The following is a 22,967-nucleotide window of genomic DNA, read 5'->3' as shown; positions in this document are numbered from 1 at the left end:
CGCGAGATAAAAAAGCCCCCGCTGAGCAATCAGCGGGGGCTTTTTTGTGCACTTATAAAACCCGTGGCTTACTCTATGTTGATGGTAAAGTCCGGGGTCTGATTGCGGATGTTGATCGCGTTGTTGGTTAGCGTTAGGTTGGTGAAAGTAACGCTACCGACGGCCGGGCCTTGTCCGGTCTCGGGCATGGGGTTTGCCCAAATACCAAAGCCTGAACGGTCGGGGAAGCGCGGATCGATACGCGCCCCAGAGATGGTGACGTTATCGAGCACAGTGTCTGCAATTGGGTTTTGCGCATTGTTACCCACGTAGTTGGTTTGAAACATAATGCCGTGAAAGGTGGGGTCGATAATGTCTAGGTTGTTGATACGAATACCCTGGAACGTATCGGATGCCGAAAACATCCACAGTGCGGGGAATACTTGGTCGCCCCAAAACTGACCGCCGGAGCGAGCGATAGTGATGTCCTCGAAGTTGGTGGTGGGGTTGGCTTGAAACCCGGTAAAAGCGTAACCAAAATCCAGCGAGCTAATGGTTAGCCCCGAATAGGTTAGGGTATCTTCCACGCGGATATTGCGAAAGGTGTTGCCCTGCCCGCCGTAGGCGGCTAAGCCCGCGGCGCGCCAAGGTGTCATCGCGGTTAAGTTCTCATAGAGGTTGTCTTGCACCACACCGCCGCCATTGTCAGTGGCACCAAACAGGGCAAAGCTGTCGTCCCCGGTGCTGCGCGCTTCAATATTGCTAATGTGATTACCGCTACTGCCATTGGTAAAGTTTAAACCATCGGCAAAAGTGTTGCGGATACGTGAATTTTTAATGGTGGTGCTGTGTACCGATGACCCCCAAAACATACACACTTGGTGCTCGGCCCAGATGTTGTCGATGGTCATATCCGATACGCCACTAAAATCAAAGACTTTACCCGGCCCGTCAATGCGACTGGTGTAGTTGCCAAAAAACGCAAAGTTAGCAAAGGTCGAGCCGTTGGCCGAGTTGTTTACCATAAATCCGGCATCGGTATTAGTTTGACTTTGCGGCGTGGTAAATTTTGTATACCAAGGGCCGGCGCCCACAATGTTAAGTGGCTTGCCGTACACTTGAAACTTGTAAGCGGTTTCGTAGGTACCAGGCGGTAAATATACCCCTTCGGCCGTGTTGCTCATTCGCGCTTCGTTGATGGCGTTTTGTACATCCTGATGACTAAAGCCCGTGGGGGTGATATAGGCTGCCGGGTTGGGATTAGGGATGGCTGAAACCTGTTCCAGGCTGATGAAATCAATTGTGTACTCACTGGTGTTTGCTGCATCTTTTTGCAGGCGAATGTTACTGCCTGCGGGGATCGTGCGGTCAAACATCACGTGGGCTTCGTCGTAAATATGACGTGCCGGGCCTGAGCTTGGATTATTATTGGGTTGCGTTTCGTCGCCGTACAGCCACGCGTGTTTTGAGGTTAACTCAATGGCTTTTTCAAATTGGCCGTCAACGTAAATGTTGAGCGTGCTGTCAATGCCGCCACCGCCGGGCGCGTCGGGAATCGAAAAACGCGTGACCAGCGTGTTAGTTGGTTCGTCACTGGTAAAAGCCACATAATCACCGGTGTCGCTGAGCGTTACCGCTTGGCGCCCCGACGCCTCGCCGGCCAGATCGCCAATGATACGATTGGGTGCGAGTGCTTGAGCATTGCCACCAAGCTGACCGTCTTCGGCTTGGTATAAGCTGTAGGGCATACTGGCGCCCCGGCCGTCATTGGGGTCTGGGTCTGTTCCCTCAGCTTGCGTTGTACCGCTTATCGGGGAGCTGTTTGCCGACTCACCAAATTCGTTGTAGGCAATGAGCGTGTAGCTGTAGTCGGTACTCGCGACTAATCCGGTATCTTGAAAACTATTGGCGCTGATGTCGGCAATCTCATTGCCATCGCGCAATAAACGGTAACCGTCTGCTAGCGCTACCTCGTCCCACAGTAAATACAGGGTAGAGGACGTGCCACCCGCAATCGTTACATTTTGTGGGGTGTTAGGCGGCACCGGGTCGGGGTAGCCGTACACTTCAAGTTCGGAGATTTGTGCGGCGGGCCAACCGGTGTTGTCGTTTATTTCTAGCTGGACAAAGCGGGTACCTACTTCGTTAAATGCGATGCTTACGCGGTTACCATTGTTTGGGTCAAAATGATAAGCGGCTGAATTTTTTATGCTCGTGTAGTCGGTGCCGTTGTTGCTACCACGTATAGAAAGTGTTTGGCTGCGCGATTCCCACGCCATATCATCGGGTAACGTTAGGTTTATTTGGTCGATGTAGTGCGTGCTACCAAGATCCACCGTTAAGCGCTGCGGAAAGCTATTGCTGGCGCTCTCCCAGTAGGTGCTTTGATCACCATCGACGGTATTGTTTTGCAAATGGTAAGGCCCAGAGCTGGACGCACTCACTGGTTTGTCGAGTGCAACATTATCGTTATCTGGGGGCGTGACTTCGCTGTCAGTGGTGGCCGATACACTCGCACTTGGACTCGATTGTCCGTCGCTGTTATAGGCGCGAATGACGTAGGTATAAGCGGTGTTGGCAGATAGGCCGCTGTCGACAAATTGCGTGGATGTGGTCGAGTCAACCACGGCGCCATTACGCAAAATATCGTAGCCTTGGGCATAGGCCGCGCTATCCCAACTTAGGCTGACACTGGTTGCAGATGTATTGTTAACTGCTAACCCTTGTGGCGTTGCCGGTAAGGTGGCAGTGCCTGAGTCAAACTCAATCCAGTTGACATTAAATAAGCCGCCCGAGTCCGAACCGTTAAACACTAGATAGAGGTCGTGAATGCCGCCGCTTGTGGCAACCGATCCGGTAGCGGTCGTCCAGTTTTGCCAGCCGCCGGTGTTATTAACCGCCAGGCTACCAAGCAGGGGGCCGGTGGTACTGTCGAGGTGAAATTCAATGGTGCCCCCGCTGTGATTGCTAGCGACCCGCGCGCTTACGCCGTTCAGTTCACCGCTTGCGCCAAAGTCGACGTTGTTGAGGCGCACCCAGTCGCCATTGTCGATCCAGCCAATGTTGTTGCCGCCACCGGTGTCAGTGGTGGGCTCGGTTTGTACTCCGCTCATCCCGTCGTATTGTGCCACATCGATTTTGTCGTAGGCGTAGCGGATCTGGTTGTTGGTTTGGTCTGCGCCGTAAACTTCAAATTCGGCGATTTGCCCGGCAGCCCAGCCCGAGTTGGCGCTGATGCTCAAGCGCACATAGCGTGCATTGGCTTCGGCAAAGTTAAGGGTCACCCGGTTGCCGTCAGCGGGGTCAAACATATAGCTGGATTGATTCACCAGCGTGTCGTAGTTGGCGCCGTCGCTGCTAGCAAGTAATGTAATAGTCTGAGTGCGACTGCCCCAATTGGCGGGTACGGTGAGTGCCACTTGGTTGATAGCGCGGCTCTGGCCAAGATCGACCGATAACGTTTGTGGAAAACTGTTGTTCTGGCTCTCCCAGTAGCTAGATGAGTTGCCGTCATTTGCTTGAGTGGCTGAGTAAACATCGGCGTAGCTACTGGCGCTAATGCTTTGTCCCTGGGCAATATTGTTTGGCGCAGTTTGCGCGAGGGTGACACTGGTGGCAAAACACAGGGGGGTCATTAGGCCTATAAGCTGAGCTAAGCGTTTGCGATGTAAAAAGATAGCGGTATGCATAATAATAACCTGTAAAGTTTAAAAACAGCTCTCCGGTTTTGGGCGCGACTGGCAAAAAAAGAGTGATGGCGAACCATAAGGCGCCGGAGCAGTAAGGAGAGACGTTATATTGTCGGGTAACATCCAGAGCCGCCCGAGGGCGACTCTGGTGAATAGGTTTTACTGAATGTTCAGATCAAACCCTTGCTGGATAAAGTTGGTGTCTGGGTAAGCCACATTGCTGGTGCTTAGATTGTTAAAGGTGGCGCTACCGTTACCTGTGTAGGTGTAAATCGCCGCCCCTAAGTGTTTACCCGAGAACCGAGAGTCAACCTCGCCGTCAAGGCCGGTACCGTCGATGGTGATATCGTTAAACACGACGTTTTCAAAACCGCCGCCGTAACCCATTTGAATGGCGTCGCGTTGGGTGTCGTAGATATCAATATTGGATACGGTTAGGTTGCGAATCGGATCAACCGAGGCTTCTAGGTCAATCGCACCGCGCTCGCCACCCCAGGTATCCAAGCTGGTACCACTGCGGATAATCGTGCTGTCAGAGAATACGATGCCGTTGTTATTTTGAAAGTGATAACCCGGAAAAATCGTGTTCATCCTAAAGCCCGAAGCGCCCACGCCATCGACAATCAAGTTGTAGGTAGCTTCGTGTCCGCCACCGCCAAAGAAGGCGATGCCGGCGGCGCGCCAGTTAAACTCGATGGTGTTGTGGGTAAAGGTGTTGTTGACACCGGCCGGTGCACCATTGACGTTACTGGTCCATACGGCCAGGCCATCGTCACCGTTGTTGCGCACGCTGCTGTTGCGCACCGTGGAGTTGCTGGTGCCTTGAGCAAAGTTAACGCCGTCGGCCAGATTGTTGCGAATACGGCTGTGTTCAATCAGCAGGTTGTCGGCAATAATGGCCGGCGTATGGGCGTAATCCCCCACCCAAAAGCCACACTCAAAATGCTCGACCCACACATTGTGGATACGTGAGTCGGTGCCCATGTTATCCATAAAGGCTTTGTAGATGGCCTGTTGATTGTAGCGCGAGCGCAGCATCGAGTTCATGTACACATGGCTGAAGTCCAGCTGACCCACCACCCGGAACGAAACACCGCCGGAGGCTTTGTTGGGGTTGGTAAACTGGATGTTGGTGTGCCAGATGCCCGAACCCATAATGGTTAGGTCGTCAATTTCGTTGCCGACATCGCCAATCACCCACATGTTGCCTAAGTCGAAGGTGCCCGGTGGAATGTACAGTGGCTGACCGTTGGCAACCGCGGCATCCACGGCTTGGTTAAACGCTGCTAAATCATCCATGCCATCGTTGGCTATTGCGCCAAAGTCGGTAACGGCGACGGCGTTGCCCGGGCGAGAAATAGGCGAGGGCACACTTTCTATCTCTAAAAAGTCGACGCCGTATTCGAGATTGTCGCTGTTGGATTTCTCGATGCGAATCACATCGCCCGCTTGCAACGGCGTTGCCAGCTTCCAGTGAGTTTCGTCAAAGCGGAACAGCGGGTTGCCGCCGCCGGGGGCATCTGAGGGGTGACCACCACCCACGGCAAAGTACTGGTAGTTGTAGTACGAGGTTAACGGCACTGTTTGCGCTTTAGTACCATTAACGTAAACGTCCAGTGAGCCATCTAGCCCCATACCGTCGCTTGAGTCGGGCATGGTAAAGCGCATGGTAACGCCCGCGCCGCCTTCGTCGTTGCGTATTGTCCACTCGGCGTAAGAGCCACTGCTAGGCAGCGCGATATACGCTTGGCTCGATGCTTCGGAGGCGGTTTTTAGCTGATCGAACATGGGCGCGGTTTTTAAAATGGCCCCGCCACCGTAGTTAGCACTTTGGGTATCGTAGCGATCGTACGGCATATTAGCGCCGTGCTCATCGTTAGGCTCTGGGTGATCGGGGTTAGTATCACTGCCTTCCTCAAGTGTTGTGGCGGTAATAGTACCGCTGGTGTTGGATGCACCAAACTCGTTGTAAGCGCGCACGCTGTAGCTGTAGCTGGTTTCCGGAGTTAGCTCGGTGTCTTGGTAAAACGTGGAAGTTATGTCCGCGACCACCGCACCATCGCGCAATAACTCGTAACCATCGGCTTGGCTTGAAGCCTCCCAACTTAAGAATATAGCGGTAGACGATTCACCGGTCACATTTAGGTTGCCCGGTGTGCTAGGCGGAACTGGGTCAGGGTAGCCATTAACTTCAAACTCAGAGATTTGCGCCGCCGGCCATCCGGTGTTGGCCGTTACCTGCAGTCGTACATAACGTGCGGTGGTCTCGTTAAAGCTAATGGTAGCGGTGTTGTTTGAGGTCGGGTTAAAAGTCGCCCCCGTTTGACCGGCAATGTTCGTAAAATTAGTGCCGTCGTCACTGCCCAGTACCGTGACCGTTTGCGTGCGGGTTTCCCACGCGGCATCGTCGGGTAGTTTTAGAGTGACTTGGTTAACGTAATGGGTGCTGCCAAGATCCACGGTTAACTGCTGCGGAAAACTATTGCTGGCGCTTTCCCAGTAGGTGCTTTGGTTGCCGTCCACTGCGTTGGCATCTGTGTGATAGGCATCCGCTGATGAGGCGCTAACGGGCTTGCCGTCGGCAACATTACTGCCTGTGGGCGTGGTTCCGGTGTCGCTGGTTGTGGTGCTTACGCTTACGCTTGCCGCCGAGGTGCCATCGTTGTTGTAGGCGCGTACCTGGTAATCGTAGCTGGTGTTAGCGCTCAGGTTGGTGTCTTGGTAATAAGTGTCGCTGGTCGATGCAATCACACTGCCGCCGCGCAAAATATCGTAACCGTCGGCATTGGCCGAGCTGTTCCAGCTCAGGCTGACCGATGAGCTGGTAACGGCACCAACACTTAACCCTTGTGGCGTTGTTGGCAAACTTACGTCGGAGCCTGAATCAAACTCTAGCCAGTTGATGTTAAATAGGCCGCCTGCGTCTGAACCGTTAAACACTAGGTATAAGTCGTGAACGCCCTCGGCGTAAACGTTGGCAGTTTCGGTTACCCAGTTTTGCCAGCCACCGGTGTAGCTGGCATTGATGGAGCCGATCAGCTCGCCCGTCGGACTGTCTAAGTGCAGCGCCATGGTGCCGCCTGAGTGATCGCTGGCAAGGCGGGCGCTCACCTGGTAGGCGCCAGTGCCAAAGTCAACGTCTTCAAACATCAGCCAGTCGCCGTTATCAATCCAGCCGACGTTGGCGCCGCCACCAGTGTCGCTAGTCCCTTCAGTCTGCACGCCGCTCATATTGTCAAACGATTCAGCCTCTATGCGGCTGAAGGCGCTGCGTGGTTCGGTACTGGTGACTGAACCAAAAACTTCAAACTCTGAGACTTGCGCCGCGGGCCACTCGCTGTTGCCGGTCACTTGCAAGCGAATAAAGCGTGCATCAGTATCGGGAAAGTCAATGCTGACGTGATTTAAGTTAGCGGGATCAAACAGGTAATCGCTGTTACTTGCTACGGGCGTGAAGTTGCTGCCGTCACTACTGGCCAACACTGCCATACTTTGCGTGCGGCTGCCCCAAAAGTCCGGTAGTTTTAGAACGATTTGTTCAACCGTATTGCTGCTTCCTAAGTCGACCGTTAGATTTTGTGGAAAAGCGCTGTTCTGACTCTCCCAGTAACTGTTGCTGTTGCCATCATTAGCATTAGCGGCGCCGTACACGTCGTTGATGCTGGTGGCGCTGATGTTTTTGCCTTGCGCTAAATTGGTTTGCGCCAGTGCCTGTACCGATACCATACACGGAATGCTTAGTACCCCGGCCACTAGCCCGGCTTTACTGAGTGGGTGTAACCATTTTGGTTTAAATGTCGTCATTATCTAGCCTCTCTTATTAGCTTTATATGTGCTCTAACTTTCAAAAAAGCAGTCGTTTTACACTCATAAGCAACGTTACGCCGCGCTGAGTGACTTGCTTTTCGATGGCGGCCATCCGTGCCGTTCGACACTCCGGTACGACTCGCTGTGTCGGTGCGACTTGAAATATGCTGTATTTAAAGCTGAACCGGCTCGGTGTTTATTGGGGTTTCTGCGCAACGATCTTAAATCGCAATGGTTATGACGAATTACATGAGCCGTTCAACCAATGTTGTTATTGTGCTTAATGCGTAATGAGAATGATGACGAGATTTAATAGCAGGGTTTTTAGAGTGTCTATAGCGATTGGTGACGTCGGGCCATGAAAACGTTTTCGCAGCATGAAATCGTTTTCGAGCTGTGACCGATGGGAATGACAAGATTATTTTTTACTACGATTTTAATTATCTGATTTTTTCTAGATAGTAACCCGTAGGTTTACAATGAGAGGCGTTTGTGCGTTCTGGTCGATGGGGTTTCGCATCGACCAGCACGCGACGTTGTTCTTTAAAGCCAATAAAAATAAGGGTGGGACAAATTTCTACGCGAGCCTAATTTTCTCGCGTGCGGTGTTAATCCTCGTTTAGCGATAAACTTGCTACCGTGTGCGATACCTTTTTTGCGCTAACATTAATGTCGTGGATAACCTCCGCGACCTGCACATTGAGCGCGCTTCCCTCGCCAACAGAGTGCGACACTGAGTTTATCTGGGTGGTAATGGTTTGCGTTAGTCCTTGATTTTGTTTCACGACTTGTGCGATTTCCTGGGTTGATTGCGATGTGCGCGCGGCCAGTTGCCTTACCTCATCGGCGACCACCGCAAAGCCCCGGCCGGAGTCCCCCGCGCGGGCCGCCTCAATGGCGGCATTTAGCGCAAGTAGGTTGGTTTGCTCGGCGATACCACTAATGGTCGAGACGATAGCGGTAATGTGCGACGACTGCTCGTTGAGCTTATCTATTAACGTCACCGCGTCTTCTACATGCTGATTGATGGAGGCAAAGTTATTCACCGCTTGCTCGAGCATTTTAGTGCCTTTAACGGCTGTGTCAGCGGTTTGCAGAGCTGAATCATGTGCGACGTGAGCGGCGGCCGACACTTGTTTGGCGTGCTCAACCCGGGCACTGATGTCGGCGGCAAACTTAACCACCTTATAAACGTTACCCTTGTCGTCCATAATGGGGTTGTAGGTGGCCTCTAGCCACAGTGTGTTGCCCGAGGCGCTGCGGCGCTCAAACCGGCCCGATTTGAAGCCGCCCTGGGATAGCTCGCGCCAAAAATTAGGCCGCTCGTGGTAGAAGTCTTTGGTGCAAAATATTTTGTGGTGTTTGCCTTGTATGTCTTCTAAACGGTAGCCGACGGTACGTAAAAAATTATCGTTGGCGGTAAGGATGGTGCCATCTGGGCTAAATTCTATGACCGCCATAGAGCGGTTTAAGGCCGTGGTAATATCGGCCTGAGCATTTAATCGTAAGTGTTCTCGGGTGACGTCAGTGGCTATTTTTGCGATTTTGTGAATCTGACCATCGCGAAAGATCGGAAAGTAAGTGGCCTCCAACCATATTTGCTCGCCGCTTGCTGTAACGCGAGCGAAAGTACCACTGATGCTTTTTCCTGCCGCTAAGTCTCGCCAGAAGTCTTGGTACTCGCGGCTGTCGGCATAGCTCGAGCTACAGAAAAGACGGTGGTGCTTGCCGACGATACCGCTTAAGGCATAACCGGTCGTGTTTAAAAAGAGCTCGTTAGCATCGAGTACTGTACCCTGAGGTGAAAACTCGATGTAGGCCATATGATCTCTGATTGAGCTAACAATAGCGTTGGCCGCGTTCGCACTGTGTTGTAGCTCGCTCACTTGCCGTTTAAGAGCATTGTTAAACATATTGGGGTGTCTCCTGAAAGACTGCAGCGGTACACCGGCTGCCTGTTCTAGTATCCCCTTATGTACGTGAAGAATGATGTTTTAGATGCCATTATTTGGGTAAAGAAGCGTAATGGGGCTGACGGCAAAACCAGGCGATTACACCGAATAACGCTAAGCGGCGAGTGCGGCATTTTTAAGGTGGACTCAAGAGGTTGCTCCCAGCGCTGATACAAGACGCCTGCGCATTGGCTGGCGCTGCCAGTACACCAAAGAGCGCCAAAGCCACTCCAGTGGCCCAAAGCGGTAGTAGCGTAGCCACCATTGGCTACCGATTAATTGTAGGGCCCAAATGAGTAAAACGACGCTGTAGACTTCGACGCGCGATAGCTGACCATACCAGCCAAGGCCAAAACCATAAAATATAAATGCACAAATAATTGACTGGCTCACGTACAGCGTGAGTGCCATTTTGCCGCAAGAGGCTAAGTAACCTTGGGTTTTCTGAAGCCACCCTTGCTGATAAACCCAAAGTGCGAGTCCGACATAACCCAGAGTAAGCGGCACTCGGCCGAGATCGTAGTACAGGCCGAGGAATCCCCATTTCAAGACGGCAACGATACTGAACTCGTGACGAATCAGTGCGGCTAGCTCAAGCACATTTATGCTAAGTCCAAGTCCGATGCCGCCGGCTGCGAGTCGTGCGTAAAAGCGTTGTGAGCGCTCTCCAGTTAGCACGCCGGCTTTAAAAAGCGCCATCCCGAGCAGCATCATACCCAGTGCATCGAAGAAGCCACCACGATACAAAATGGTCGATTGGTAGGCGATGATCGTGGGTTTTAGCTCATAAAAAGCAGAAAGGTAATCGCCGCGCAAGGCATCAACTTGCCTTTGTACCTCAGTGCGGTTGGGTTTGCGCCAGCGCTGGATGTCGGCCCAGTGATCGAGCGCGCCTTGCTCGTGTTGACTTAGCTCTTGTCTCTGGTCTAATTTCCACTCAGCCGCTTGAGCTTCTCGCTGAGTGGTTACCGCATCGGAGACTTTAATAACGCTGCGGGGAATCAGTGTCGCTAATAACAGCACGCCGAGTATTACCAGCCAGCGCACCCGCAAAAGGCGCAGTGGGTATAAAAACATGCCGGCCAATGCGTACCAATAAAGGACATCGCCAAACCACAGAAAGCCCCAAGCGTGAATAACGCCGAATAAAAATAGCCAAATCATACGGCGGTAGTACAAATCTGCCGTATCTTTTTGCGTACGTGCTTGGCTCCAGTAACCGGTCAACAGTAATACACTGGCACCAAATAGTAGTGAGAACAGGCCGCGCATAGTGCCTTCAAAAAACAAATGAGTAATACCAAAAGCTGCTAAGTCCCACCCCTGGTGGCCGCCGTAGACACTTGGGTCCATATAGGCGCGAGGCAAGCTAAAACTGATAATGTTTAACAGTAAAATACCTAAAACCGCGATACCTCGAAGAGTATCGATGGCTTGAATGCGCGGCGCTGGGTTATTTGCCGTGTTATCCGTTAAGCTTCGCATAGACGCCCTGTTTGCACGCGACGAATTTGGTGGCAGTCTTCGGCAATAATGGCTTGAGGGTTATGACCGAACCACTCAAGTGATGCACTGTGGACTCGATCTTGCGGTAGCGTTTGGATAAAAGTGGCGAAGTCGTAAGCGCCCTCAAATAGAGGAACCATCCCTTCCCGACTGCCGGCCGCTGAGTAAACGTTGGCTGGGGCGAACGCGGCAAGGTGCTGTCGCTTACTGATGTTCTTAAAGTGCAAATGATGAATATAAGGCGCCATTAAATGCCAAGCTTTGATGGGGTCTTCATGTGCCTCCCATATATGCAAAACATCTAAATTTACTTTTAGGGCCGGGTGATCGACCGCATTAATTAAATCTAACGTAGCCTGAATAGAGTCCGCTTGAGTATTGGGGTGAGTCTCAATAAGTAAATTGCAGCCACTTTCATGCGCTTGGGCACAGTAATCTTTTAGGCGAGAGACTAACTCCTGTAGCTCTAAAGCACTGGTATCGGCACTGGCTTTTTGGCCGGCGAAGGTACGCAGTTTTTGGGCGTCCCAGTGGTTCGCCATTTCGCATAGCTGGGTTAACGTTGTTTGCCCATCTTTGGCGGGTCCGCTAAAGGGAAGATAATCACTGAGCATGGATACTTGTAAGCCCATCGCTTTTAGCCAGCGACCGCTTAATGCTGGCTGATTACGCAGGCTGCGTGCATGGGCGGCCCACAGTTCAATACCGTCCAATCCAGCGCGCGCAGCAAAGGTGGCAAGTTCGGGCATAGACACTAAATGATGGCGAAAACTAATGGTACACAAGGATAAGTGGATCATGACAACACCTCCTGCGGTTGTGAAGACGGCGATAGCGGCTGCTTGAGTAAGGTATGCCAATCGTCAACGGCGGCTTGTATGGCGGTTTTGATACGGTCTTCGCGCCGGTGTTGTTCGGTGATGAGGTTGATGAGGGCGCTATGTTCGCTCTCCTTTTGTGTTATTGCCCATTTATTGGCTAGGTATAGAATTTTCTCGTAGCCTTTTGCTAAGGCCTCAATCACTAAGCACCAGTTTTCAAACTCATCCATCGAGCGTCCGGTGGCGCGGTAGAAGTAGGCGAGCCCGTGTTCGTACGCGTATTTTCGAATCGCTAGCACCGGAAGCTCGGCCAGTGCTTGCCCCAGTAGTGCGAGCGGTTGTGATCCGGTTAGCGGGTGATGGGCCTTGATAACACGCTCAACCGTTTGGGTTAATAGGTTGTCGGGTTTAAAGCACACTGAAAAATACGCGGCGACAGCATCGGCGCTTGGCTCGTGGAGGTGTTCGGTGTCCAGCAGATAACCGCCGGCTACTGCAGGAGACTCGATGGCGTGTAGTACCCGGCGCCGGTCGAGCTCGCCTTCCCAGCGAAAATCTGGGTCCCACATCCAGATTTTATCGGGTTGTTTGCCGTTCTCGAGTAAGACGTAGTGAGGGAATGGGTCTAACTCAAACCGGTTCTGGCGCTCAGGTAGGCGATACATATCAATCATTACCAATAAATGTTCCCACTGGGAGCGCTGACACATGAGCGACTCTAAACTGGCAATGTTGTGAGATTTACTCAACGCTTTGTCGTACCACTCGGTAACGGTTGCGCCGTACAGTCTTTCAAACCACGAAACGAAAAAATCGTGATCGACCTCTTCCGAGTGATAACGCAACTTCGATGCTTCGTCGAGAAACACTTCGGCATCCCATACACCAAAGTAAAGTGGCCGGTGATCCAGCTTGGCTTGCTTAATAGGATGGCACAAGCAGCTTACAACACAGTGTACTTTTACATCGAGGTCGGGCTCGCCTACGGACTCGTCTGTGTGCGTTGTCATTATTCGCTCTAAGTCCCCAAGCGTTTGCAGTGTATCAGGATTAAGCGCGTAATCGGGGATAACATAGCCCGCCTCGGTCTCCAGTAGAACCAAAAGTTGCATCAGGTCCACTGAGTCCAAGTTTAAATCGTAACTTAAATGGGCATCTGGTGAGAGCCTGTCTCGCGGAACGAGAGGTAAGTGCTGTGCGAGTAAATCTTCAATCTGTTGTAAAAAATCCGGTTGCGCGGCGGCATTCATACTTGTGTCCCCTCAGTGGCGTAAAGGGTGTCTGGAGGTGACAGGCGGTCGGGTTGGGTGCTAGGTTTTTTTTCGAGAAAATCTTGTGCTAATTGCCGGCGGCTGATTTTTCCGTTCGCTAAGCGTGGAATTTTTGTCACATACTGAGTCCAGCTTGGCCGCTGGTGAGTTGCGAGTTTTTGCCGGTATAAATCGCGCAGTTGAGTGTCGTTTAGTGCAGATGGCGCTGTGTAAATGGCGGCGACTCGCGCACCTGCTGAGGCGTCCGGCATGTTAAATACCACGGCCTCAGATATGGCCGGATGTGTCATAAGAGCACTCTCGACCTCTTGCGGGTATACGTTCAGGCCGGCGTAGATAATGGTGTCGTCGATACGTCCGCAAAAGTGCAGCGAGGAATTGTCGCTTGAATCAATATAACCAGCATCACCTGTGTGAATATTATGGCCACTTTGCTGCACAATCACTTCGGCTGGCGCATTGCTGTCTGAGCTTGCAAGTAGCTGACAATGGGCCAGTGCGTGACCCATCACTCGGGCATTTTTTGGCTGATAGGCAATGGTGATGCACCCGGCCTCTGAGCACCCATACTGCTGCCATACGTGCTGCACCTTGTGCGTTAAGTTGGCAAAGTCATGTTCGGGCATGACAGCGCCGGAGGTCATGACGCCATACAGTGACTGGGGGCTGCGCCAAAGCATGAGCAATGTTTTGATAAACACTGGTGAGCTATACAGCAGCGGCTTTGGGTATAGTTGTAGGGTGCGTAATAAATATTTGGGATTCCAGCCTGTGACAATATGTGGTGTGGCACCGCGTGCCAGACTAGCCAGAAAACCGCAGATAAAACCATAGGAGTGGGTAATAGCGCATGCAACAACTGGAACGATATCCGATGTTAAGTTTATTGCGCTGTTGTAATGCTCAATTTCACGGTCAATTTCTGCCCAGGTTCGTTCGATTTTTTTCGCCGCGCCGGTAGTACCCGAACTAAATTGGATTAACGTTCCCGCCGGGAGAGCGCTTTGGCACAAGCGCTGGATCTGCTCGGCGTTTTGCCATATTAATGCATCGCAATCGAGCTCTTTGGCTTTTCTCTGAGCGGCGCAATGGGGTGTGTCAGGATGAATGGGGGCAACTGATAAATCATTTTTACGGCAGTAAAGCGCAATCGCCAGCCACTCGAAATGATCTGTCGTACACACGGCGAGGCGTCGAGCTGACGCGACGTTATCGTTTCTTTCTAATGTTTGCCAGCGCTCGTTTAGGGCGTCTTGGTCGTAACGTTTATCATTGAGGTAAAACAGCATGAAGCACCTCTTAGTGGGCTAATGGAGCGTGTGAAAGTGGGTTGAGTACGCGATGGTGATACTCTTGCGCGTTGGGACAGAGTTTTTTGCGTAGTAGAGACTCCACTTGAATACTGGGTGATTGATAATTTAAGGCGTCGAGTCTTTCAGGATCGCAGTAACCTGCACTTCGGTAAGCTTCTAAGCAAGCGTTTACCATTGCCCAAAACTTAGCTTCGGGTAACCCATAGTGCTCGCAGCATACTAGTGCAAGCTCTGATAGGTGAAACACAAACAATGTGTCCATCGCCAGCTCGCGCAGCGCGTCGACAGATTCCATCCAGTAATATTGGTTGGTTTTGGCGTGGGCGTAGCGAGGCTCATTGGGGAAGTCTGGTGCGAACTCTGGATGAGCTAAAAAGCTGTTGACGTACTCAACGCTCTCGTGAAAGTCACGCGCGGCGAGCCTTACCGGCCAGCCCTCTTTGTGTAGTAAAAGTGTATTTTGGCCATGCGCTTCAAGGCCAATACCGTGATGCGCAAGTAAATGCCAGACAGGTAATATCAGCGTGTCTAGTAGTTTCGTAAGCCAGTTGCTAAGACCGTAGCGCTGTACCCACGGATCGATAAACGGCTTGCCATCTTGCTCGATCAGGGCCAGTGCCATTAGTGGTGCGACGGCTTCATCGTGGCGTTGGTAAACGGTTAAGCTCTCGCGCCACAGCGCGCCGATCCGGCACACCTCGGGATCTGCTTCTAAAAATAGCTCGCTCTCGTTTACATGTATTCCGGCATATTCCCGTAAAATAATTAACGGATGCTTTTGAAAAAACTGATCTCCTGCAATAATGTCGGCAATCCACTGAGAGAGTGTGGGCCCAGACTCAATACCGTGACTGAGCAAGTGCCTTGGTGCTGAGGTATTGATAATGCTAAGCGGTAGTTTTAGATCCGCTTTTAGTGGCCGATGACGATTCATTAACGTTCGTACTGATTGGCTTGCCCAGTAGTCATCACCAACCTGGCCGAGGTCGACGATTTTCTTCGAGGATGTCTGCTCGAGATCGGCTATGTACTGTTGCCATTGCCACGGGTGCACCGGTAAAAATGTCACGGCGTTTAGATCAAGACCAAGTGCTTGGGCACGGGCACGTAGAGTTGCAAAAGCTTTATCTCCGAGCTCCACCTGATAAAACGCTTTGGTGTCCTTAGCCAGACCCGAGTAGGTGACATGTGTGCTCGCAACCGCAACCCAGTGTGGCGTAATAGCCGTGTGTGACTCCGGGCTGTAGCGTTGATGGTCTTCGTCGTTAAACCCAATGCGCGCTTTAAAGCAAGGGTGATAAGGGTGACCCTCACTCATCGCCATTTCTAATTCGGCATGGGATAATGCACGTCGGTTAGTGTTTGTAAGGCTGGCATTGCCATTTACATCTATCCCCTTTGCCTTGTTCCACTCGCACCAGTATTGAGTTTTTTTAAGCTCCAACGCAAAACGCGATCGCGGCTCTTCTTCGGCGGGTAGTGCGATTAGTAGCTGACTCAGAACTTGCTCGCAGGTGGTTTCTTGGCCGGTAGGGTGTACTCGCGAGAGTGTTGTTATTTTCAGTCGTACCCGATCGAAATCGCGCACTCGCCCTACGCATCGGTAGTCAATATTGTTTAAGCTAAAGTAGATGGTTCCCCAGAGGGTGTTTTCAGAAGGTGCGCAGACGTAGTCGATCAACGCTTCAAATAACGCCGCTTCTAGTGCTTGCCTTAGAATTCGTTCTGGCGCCGTTTCCTTTTCATTGTGAGTTTTAGCTTTCAGCAAAGCAGCGTCTTGGTGCGTTTTTTTTGCGACATTTTGATTGATGTTAGCTGCTTCGCTATTGCAGTTATTCCATTCGGTGTTCGTCGTTGTGTTAAACATAGGCAGCTTCTTTAACCGTGTCGGAGGGACTCTCTGCCGCACACAAGGGGTTTTCAATCATGGTGTAGGCGGCAAGCTCTAAATCTACCTCAAGTTCGTCGATGTCTGCCACGCGAGTCAGTAGATTGGCCTTGGCCGGAAGCTGTGCTTCGTTTAGCCATTGCTCAATCAGCAAACGACCACTGCCGGTTAGTGTTGTAAGCAAGCCGCTAAGTTTGGTGCGAAGGTTGGTAATAAGCTCCTGCTCACTGACTATTCCGTCGGCACCTAGGCGATAAATAACCGAAAATATTTGGTTTACCAAAAGGTAGTAGCCAAAGCGATCAATAATATTTTCGGTGGAGTAAAAAAGTTCGCTGTCTTCGCTAAGTTGCGGTTGCCATTGTCGTAGTTGGGGCTTAAGAGCCTCGTCAAGATAAAAGCCTTGATTGTCTCGGTAATAGTAAATATCGGGGTAACCATCGGTTAAGTGCAGCAGGCTATTTTGTTGGTGGGCCTCTAGTGCGATACCGTATCCATCAAACAGGGTAATACAAGGTTCGATAGCGCAGCGCCAGTAAGCATCAAACCAATCGCGCGCAACGGCATGGATGGAGCGGCGCTCGCGGTCTGCGCGCCGCTGTATAATGTCGCACAAGATGCTGTGTTTTTGTTCTGGATGCCAAGTGTCTTGCACCAGTGCTCCGATACAAAATACGTTGTGACCCGAACGAGCGCCAAAAGGATTGTCGCGCAGGATGGTTTCAAAGCCACTTTCATCATCGCTTGGGTGGCGCAATGTTAGGTAGGCGGGATCAGAAATAAGTTGAAACTGTGTAAAACGTTGATGAAAATTCAGGTTTTTCATCAAGCCTGCCATTAGCACGCCGGCGCGAAGCTCGTGTGTTTTATTTTGCCGCAGTGAGTTGGTTATTTTTACTGGCAAGGATACTTTATACATCCACGATGTATGGCGGTGATACACTGAGCGCACAGATGAGGTGGCTGAGAACATCTGCCCTAGAGGACCTAGGTAACGTAGCGTGCCGGTCGCCAGCCACTCTTTAACATGAGATCTTGTGAGCAACCACTGTGCTTGCAATGGATGGGTGGGAACCAGCACTTCATTGTAGGCCAGCGTTAGTGAGTCCTTATTGCCATCCAGCGCGTCGATAATTAAATCTTCAGCCGTTTTGGTGTGTAGTGATTGCTGCTCCACAAGCTCGCGCGAGGCGGCAAAGTAATGCATTTGAAATTTACCCTGTAGTTCGGGGGTCATCATTTCGTGTTGCCACTCTAAAATACCCTGACGGCTTTTCGGGGTGGGATGCAGCCAGTGGCCCAGCAAGAGACTTTGCTCGGCGCTAATAAAATCGTCGCTACATTGGTAGGGTGATTGCCAGCGCGCCTCTAAATACCGAATGGTGTTCTGCAGACTGTCAGTGAGTCTGTGGGTAAGTTCCAGTTGGCGTTGCTTTAAGCCGTTATTGTGATGTTCGCTATTGCTGTGAAAAAGCTCTTTAACCAGTAGCAACAGCGTGCTCCAAAACCCTTCTTGGTTAACACCCTGCTTTGCCAGTGACGTTTGGGGTGAAAACACGGCGTCGATATGATGCCGACCAACATCAGAGCGATAGCTAATGAGTAGCCACAGCGTAGTTTCTTGTCGCGGTAGGTGCAGTAACAGTAATGATTTTCCCGTGAGCAGTGTGGGTGAAAATAATGTCCGAGCTTGGGGGGCGTTCGGGCTAATCCATTGCCCTGGGTTAACCTCGCGCAAGTAACAATTTACAAAGGCTTGAAAGGTGGAGTATTCAGCAAGATGTCGCGCAAAATCGGCCATAGCAGGTTCCTCGTTACGGTTCCTTTGAGGAGAATGTACGACCGATTATATGAGAGTGGTTCTCATTGTCATTTGTTTTTACGATTGTTACATTTCGCTGTGCGCTGGTTTACTTTGGCGTTGTGTTTAAGCGCCACGCGCTTGATTGCTGCGCCTTGAGCAAGAGCGCCATTGCTAACGTAGCTGCCTCGGCAAGGGGTAGTGCCCACAAAAACGAGTGGGCCGTTTGCCAAAAGTACAATATCCATAAAAACACTAACGGCAGAGCTAAGCTGCGTGATAATGCGATGAATGCTGAGCGCCCGGGTTGCTGCAAGCCGGTGAACCATGCAGATAACACTAAGTTGGCCCCGGTGAACAAAAACACGGGGGCAATAACCGGCCAAAAATCTTGTGCGTATACGGCGGCGTTGCCGCCCCTAAAAAACCAGTGGCTTAACGCCGCGCTGCTCCAGTGACTTAAACCCCACAAGAGCGCCCCCGTCGCAACCGCTAAGCTCATACCAAAACGAAAAAATATCTTTGCGCGCCGCCACTGTCCTGCACCGCGGTTTTGGCTTACCAGTACGTGCACCACCTCAGCTATAGCGCATGCCAGCATAATATTGAGCAGTAGGGCATAGTGAATAAGTGCAAAACCGGCGACGCCCGCTACACCGTATTGGCGGCTAAGTAGCCAGTGGATCACGAGGAGTATTAAGCCCGCTGAGACTTCGTTAACGAATTCGGATACTCCGTTGGCGCAGAACTGAGCAAGCCGGCGCGGGGTTAATCCAGTGGGAGCCCAGCGCAGTGGCATGGGAGCGCGCTTAAAGGTGCCAACTAGCAATGCACATTGTGTTAATTGGGCTACTAAGGTTGCCAGAGCCGCTGCGCGAATATCCCAGTGCAGCCAGCCGAGCAAAACAACATCAAGAATAATGTTGACTAGAGCCCCGATCACCAGCGCGCGACTGGCGCGCTGTGGTTGTCCCGCTACGCGCAAAAAATAATACAAAACCACGGCAATATACTGTGGAGCCAGGCCCGCGAGCACGATTAGTAGATACGGCTTAATCATTGTCTGTAACGATTCGGGCACCGCGAGTAACGTCATGATGGGTAGGTGAAGCGCGCCGATGACGGCAGCGAGCACTGCGCCGCCTACCCCCGCAATGGTTAAACTACCGCAAAATACTTTACTGGCAGCGGTGTTGTGGCCCGCGCCCAGATAGCGGCTGGCAACCACGCTGCCGCCTATGGCAAGCATTAATACCAGGCCAAACAATAGTATCCACAGTGGAATTAATAAGTTGACTGCAGCTAATGCATCGGCGCCCAACCATTTGCCGACCATCACGCCGTCGACAATTGCGGCGCCCGTAAGCGCGAGCAGGCCGATAACGGACGCGCCTACGTAGCGAGTAAACGTTGCCAGTGCCGGGGCGTGGATAGCAGGATTACTTGGCGCCTTAGCTTGGGTGTTCATCGGTGCCACAAAATTACTGGTGGTGTGTTGGGTTGGCCGCTCATCGGGCCGATATGGCGCTCAATGGTGTGCTCGATTTCGTTTAGATCTGACAGTTGTTGCGCGTGGCATGTTACGAGCAGTTGTTGTGCAGCTGCCTGTAGCTTGCACTCGCCAATACCAAAATCGACTTCGCCACTAGCGTGTTGCCAGTGGGCGTTTACTTTGTGGTTAAAGTGTTTACACAGCTTTTGGAGCGTGCGCTGAGGCGATGTTAAAGCGATGTTGGCGCGAGAGGTAATTTGCAAAGTAAAGTCCTTAATATTCGGTGCGGGTATGAATGATGCCGAATGCTATAGCGGTTAGTTTGTCGGCATAGCCGAGGGCAGTAGTGACAGTTGATAGCCGTGACCGCGCACCGTTTGAATGGCATCAGGAGGCATGCCCGCCGTCTCTAATTTTTTACGGATGCGGCTTAAGTGCATATCGATACTGCGGTCGTCGCGACAGTACGATTTATTCAGGACCCAGCGGTGCAAGTCGGCTTTATTCAGTAAGAGGTTGTGGTTGCGGGCCATACACAGCAGCAGCTTAAACTGAATTGCCGTTAGCTGGATGGGGCGGTTGTTGTAAGAGATCAGCCGCTCGTGGCGGTATAGCACCAGCGGCCCCAACGTCAGTGCGGCGTTATTCTGGTTGCGCGTTGAGGGGGGGCTAGTGCGACGAGTGTTCGTGCGCCGGAGCAATGCACTGCAGCGCATTAATAGCTCTAATGGATTAATAGGTTTGGCTAAAAAGTCATCGGCGCCACGGCGAAACGCGTTAACACACAAACTACAGTTACGCGCGAGTACGATGACTGGGGCGGTCTGCCATTGGTGCAACAGAGCCAGCACTTCCCATGGGGTTTCTAAGGCATCGGCATCGAGTAATATTACGTCGAACCCGTCATCGGGTAAGTGACCTGCCAGCGTGTTACCTGTAGTGTTTGCGTCTACTGGGCAGGTAGTCAGCGTCCAGCCTTCAGTTTGAAACTCTACCAGAACCGAGGCCTGTAAATCGTCATTACGCCCTACCCATAATGTTCGGGCCAGGGTGCTTAATTCTAGCGGGGTCGGGTCCATATCGCCTCCAGCGGTTGCCGTCCATCCTTAATGATAACGATACTCATTATTATGTTTTGCTGCAATCCCAGAAAACAATATTTGTGCGTAAGTCTATAAAATTGCCAGATTAAAAGCGTTGTAGCGCTGAGTGTTAAAGGGGAGGGGTGGCGGTTTAAACGCCGTTAACATGGGGCGAGCTCTTGTGCTGCCTGGCCTCTGGGCGATTTTTAGATTTGTTCTGGCTGGATGCTGGCGTTGGTCTGCGTAACAATTGTAACAACGGTTTACAGAGGTAAAGAAGATAATGATAATGCTTCTTTTTTAGATTACCTAAAAGGACGCCGTCATCATGCAGCGCTTGTTTATGCCCACGCCCCCCCTCCGCCCTTTCTGCCTCGCTCCCTTGGCTCTGGTTTCAATGAGCGCGCTGGCGCAAACGGATTCCAATTCCAGTACTCAAGAAAATCGCCAAGAGATCGTCGAAGAGCTGGTGGTTATTGGGGAGCCGGTGGACAGCTTATTGAACTTCGATGATTTAGAGCGCAAGCAAGCGAATGACCTGGATGATATTTTCTCTGGTGTGACGTCAGTGTTGGTGGGTGGCTCTGTCGGTGCGGCGCAAAAAATCTTTGTGCGTAACTTGGGTGAAGACACCTTGAATATCAGTGTCGATGGTGCGACCCAATCGGGCGTTACCTACCACCATACCGGCCGCGTCACCATTGAGCCTGAACTGCTTAAGCAGGTTCGCGTGCAAGTGGGGGCGGGCGACGCCACCAGTGGCCCGGGTGCACTGGGCGGGGCTATTAAGTTTGAGACCAAAAGCCCAGAAGATATGTTGGGCTCTGATGATTTTGGCGCGATATTAAAAACGGGTTACTTCTCTAATAGCGACGGCACGAAAAACAGCGCTACGGTTTATGGTCGTCTTAACGATACTTTCAGTGCCATTGGTAGCTACGTTGCATCCGACCAAGACAACATGGAAGACGCTAACGGCGATGAACTGACCGGCACCAACACCGAGCAAGAGCTGGCGTTTGTGAAGCTGGTGGGGGATTTTAACGGCGGTCATAAAGTTAGTCTAAGTTATGAAAACCTTGCCGAAGAAGGAGACAAGCTGACGCGCCCAGAGTGGGGGGAAGGGCCGCGCAACCCATTGCGCGCTTTAGAATTTGATCGCACCACCAGCACTTTAAAGTACGAGTGGGACAAGCCCGGAAGTGACTGGGTGTTCTTGGACGCCAGTGTCTATCAAACCGACTTTGAGATTTATCGTCCGTTTGATAACTATATGAGCGACGTCAAAACTCAGGGCTATATCCTCAGTAATACCAGTGATCTGGGCGGCCACAGCGTGACCTACGGTAGCGATTACCGCGATGATGAAGTCACCGCCGGGGAGCGTGGCGGCGCCGAGCGTTTTGTCGAAACGAGTAACGTTTTGGGCTTTTTTGTGCAAGATAACTATCGCGTAACCGATAGCTTACTGTTGAGCTTTGGTACCCGGTTCGATGATTTTGAGGCGGTGGACAAAGAAGGTCATAAATTCACCGAAGACGGGTTTAGTCCCAATTTGGGCTTTAAGCTGGATATCACTCGTGACTTGACCTTTAGTGGTGGCTACGCCGAAGCGCTGCGCGGGGTAGAGACCAACGATGGCTTTAAGTTGTTTGGCACCACAAATGATCCTGATTTGAAAGCAGAGCGTGCTAAAAATATCGAGTTTGGTGTGGATTACGAAATTGGAAGCTTTTTACTGTCCGCCGGTTATCACGACACCACCATCGAAGATGCTATTGGCAATGCCGTGCCTTGGTCGCGGCACTACGAAAACCTGGGTGATTTAGAGTCAGATGGTTACTCGCTGGGTTTTACCTATAATGGTGAGCGTCTATTCTCGAAATGGAGCTTTTTGGATACGTCCGCGGAGATTAACGGTGAGCAGCTAACTCGTTACGCGTATGGCTACTTGGGAACCTCCACCGGCGATACTCTGTCGATTGACACCTCTTATCAGGTTACCTCGTCGGTGGATATCGGTTGGATTGCGACAGTGGTGCAGGATTTAAACGATGTTTACGTCGTTTCGTCTGATGCCACCATCGATAAGCCGGGCTATGATGTGCATGACTTTTACGCCCACTGGCAGGCGCAGAGCGTCGATGGGCTAAGCCTGACACTCACTATTAAAAATGCCTTCGATAAAGAATACCTGGATCATGGTAGCGTTGAAGACTTTACCGACATCCCCGGTTACACAGGTATTGTGGGGTACCCAGCCCCTGGTCGTGACGTGCGTGTGAGCTTGGCGTATCGTTTTTAAGATGTAGCGCTTAAGCGCTGATGATGGGCATTAAAAAAGCGTCGCGGCTCAAGTCGCGGCG

The 22,967-nt window shown here is 51.6% G+C and carries 13 protein-coding genes; 1 reads left to right on the top strand and 12 read right to left on the bottom strand.

What is annotated here, in order from left to right:
• Positions 1-68 precede the first annotated feature (68 nt).
• The 12 genes from ACGHAD_RS14350 to ACGHAD_RS14295 all read right to left on the bottom strand — a co-directional run bounded on the left by ACGHAD_RS14350 (position 69) and on the right by ACGHAD_RS14295 (position 20,598).
• The gene (locus tag ACGHAD_RS14350) at positions 69-3,668 is read right to left on the bottom strand and encodes a discoidin domain-containing protein (protein WP_382417914.1); all 3,600 of its coding nucleotides are present in this window, start codon (positions 3,666-3,668) and stop codon (positions 69-71) included.
• A 159-nt stretch (positions 3,669-3,827) separates the two neighbouring features.
• Positions 3,828-7,472: a discoidin domain-containing protein gene (locus ACGHAD_RS14345; protein ID WP_382417916.1), complete on the bottom strand. Its 3,645-nt coding sequence runs from the start codon at positions 7,470-7,472 to the stop codon at positions 3,828-3,830.
• A gap of 611 nt (positions 7,473-8,083) precedes the next feature.
• On the bottom strand, positions 8,084-9,388 hold the full coding sequence (locus ACGHAD_RS14340; protein ID WP_382417918.1) for a methyl-accepting chemotaxis protein: 1,305 nt from the start codon (positions 9,386-9,388) through the stop codon (positions 8,084-8,086).
• A gap of 186 nt (positions 9,389-9,574) precedes the next feature.
• Entirely contained in the window at positions 9,575-10,912 is a 1,338-nt protein-coding gene (locus ACGHAD_RS14335) for a DUF418 domain-containing protein (protein ID WP_382417920.1), read from the bottom strand.
• The gene (locus tag ACGHAD_RS14330) at positions 10,900-11,733 is read right to left on the bottom strand and encodes a sugar phosphate isomerase/epimerase family protein (protein WP_382417922.1); all 834 of its coding nucleotides are present in this window, start codon (positions 11,731-11,733) and stop codon (positions 10,900-10,902) included. Before ACGHAD_RS14330 ends, ACGHAD_RS14335 begins: the two co-directional genes overlap by 13 nt.
• A complete protein-coding gene (locus ACGHAD_RS14325) occupies positions 11,730-13,004 on the bottom strand; it encodes a DUF6005 family protein (protein WP_382417924.1) in 1,275 nt (424 codons plus the stop codon). Before ACGHAD_RS14325 ends, ACGHAD_RS14330 begins: the two co-directional genes overlap by 4 nt.
• Complete coding sequence (locus ACGHAD_RS14320) at positions 13,001-14,314, bottom strand: AMP-binding protein (RefSeq protein ID WP_382417926.1); 1,314 nt, start codon at positions 14,312-14,314, stop codon at positions 13,001-13,003. The genes ACGHAD_RS14325 and ACGHAD_RS14320 overlap by 4 nt, the downstream gene beginning before the upstream one ends.
• A 10-nt stretch (positions 14,315-14,324) precedes the next feature.
• Positions 14,325-16,205, bottom strand: a complete 1,881-nt coding sequence (locus ACGHAD_RS14315) for an IucA/IucC family protein (protein WP_382417928.1) — start codon at positions 16,203-16,205, stop codon at positions 14,325-14,327.
• On the bottom strand, positions 16,198-18,027 hold the full coding sequence (locus ACGHAD_RS14310) for an IucA/IucC family protein (protein ID WP_382417930.1): 1,830 nt from the start codon (positions 18,025-18,027) through the stop codon (positions 16,198-16,200). The genes ACGHAD_RS14315 and ACGHAD_RS14310 overlap by 8 nt, the downstream gene beginning before the upstream one ends.
• 109 nt (positions 18,028-18,136) lie before the next feature.
• Complete coding sequence (locus tag ACGHAD_RS14305) at positions 18,137-19,495, bottom strand: MATE family efflux transporter (RefSeq protein ID WP_382417932.1); 1,359 nt, start codon at positions 19,493-19,495, stop codon at positions 18,137-18,139.
• Positions 19,492-19,782 carry a DUF2218 domain-containing protein gene (locus ACGHAD_RS14300; RefSeq protein WP_339615780.1) on the bottom strand — a complete coding sequence of 97 codons (291 nt, stop codon included), beginning with the start codon at positions 19,780-19,782 and terminating at the stop codon, positions 19,492-19,494. The genes ACGHAD_RS14305 and ACGHAD_RS14300 overlap by 4 nt, the downstream gene beginning before the upstream one ends.
• Positions 19,783-19,836: 54 nt before the next feature.
• Complete coding sequence (locus ACGHAD_RS14295; protein ID WP_339615781.1) at positions 19,837-20,598, bottom strand: response regulator transcription factor; 762 nt, start codon at positions 20,596-20,598, stop codon at positions 19,837-19,839.
• A 400-nt stretch (positions 20,599-20,998) separates the two neighbouring features.
• Between ACGHAD_RS14295 and ACGHAD_RS14290 the strand changes: the two genes are divergently transcribed.
• On the top strand, positions 20,999-22,906 hold the full coding sequence (locus ACGHAD_RS14290) for a TonB-dependent receptor domain-containing protein (protein ID WP_382417935.1): 1,908 nt from the start codon (positions 20,999-21,001) through the stop codon (positions 22,904-22,906).
• Positions 22,907-22,967 lie beyond the last annotated feature (61 nt).

This window comes from Gilvimarinus japonicus, assembly GCF_042847215.1.
Classification (GTDB): Bacteria; Pseudomonadota; Gammaproteobacteria; order Pseudomonadales; family Cellvibrionaceae; genus Gilvimarinus; species Gilvimarinus japonicus.
Note: the sequence above shows the minus strand (reverse complement) of the source record. Positions and strands in the feature narration are given on the sequence as shown.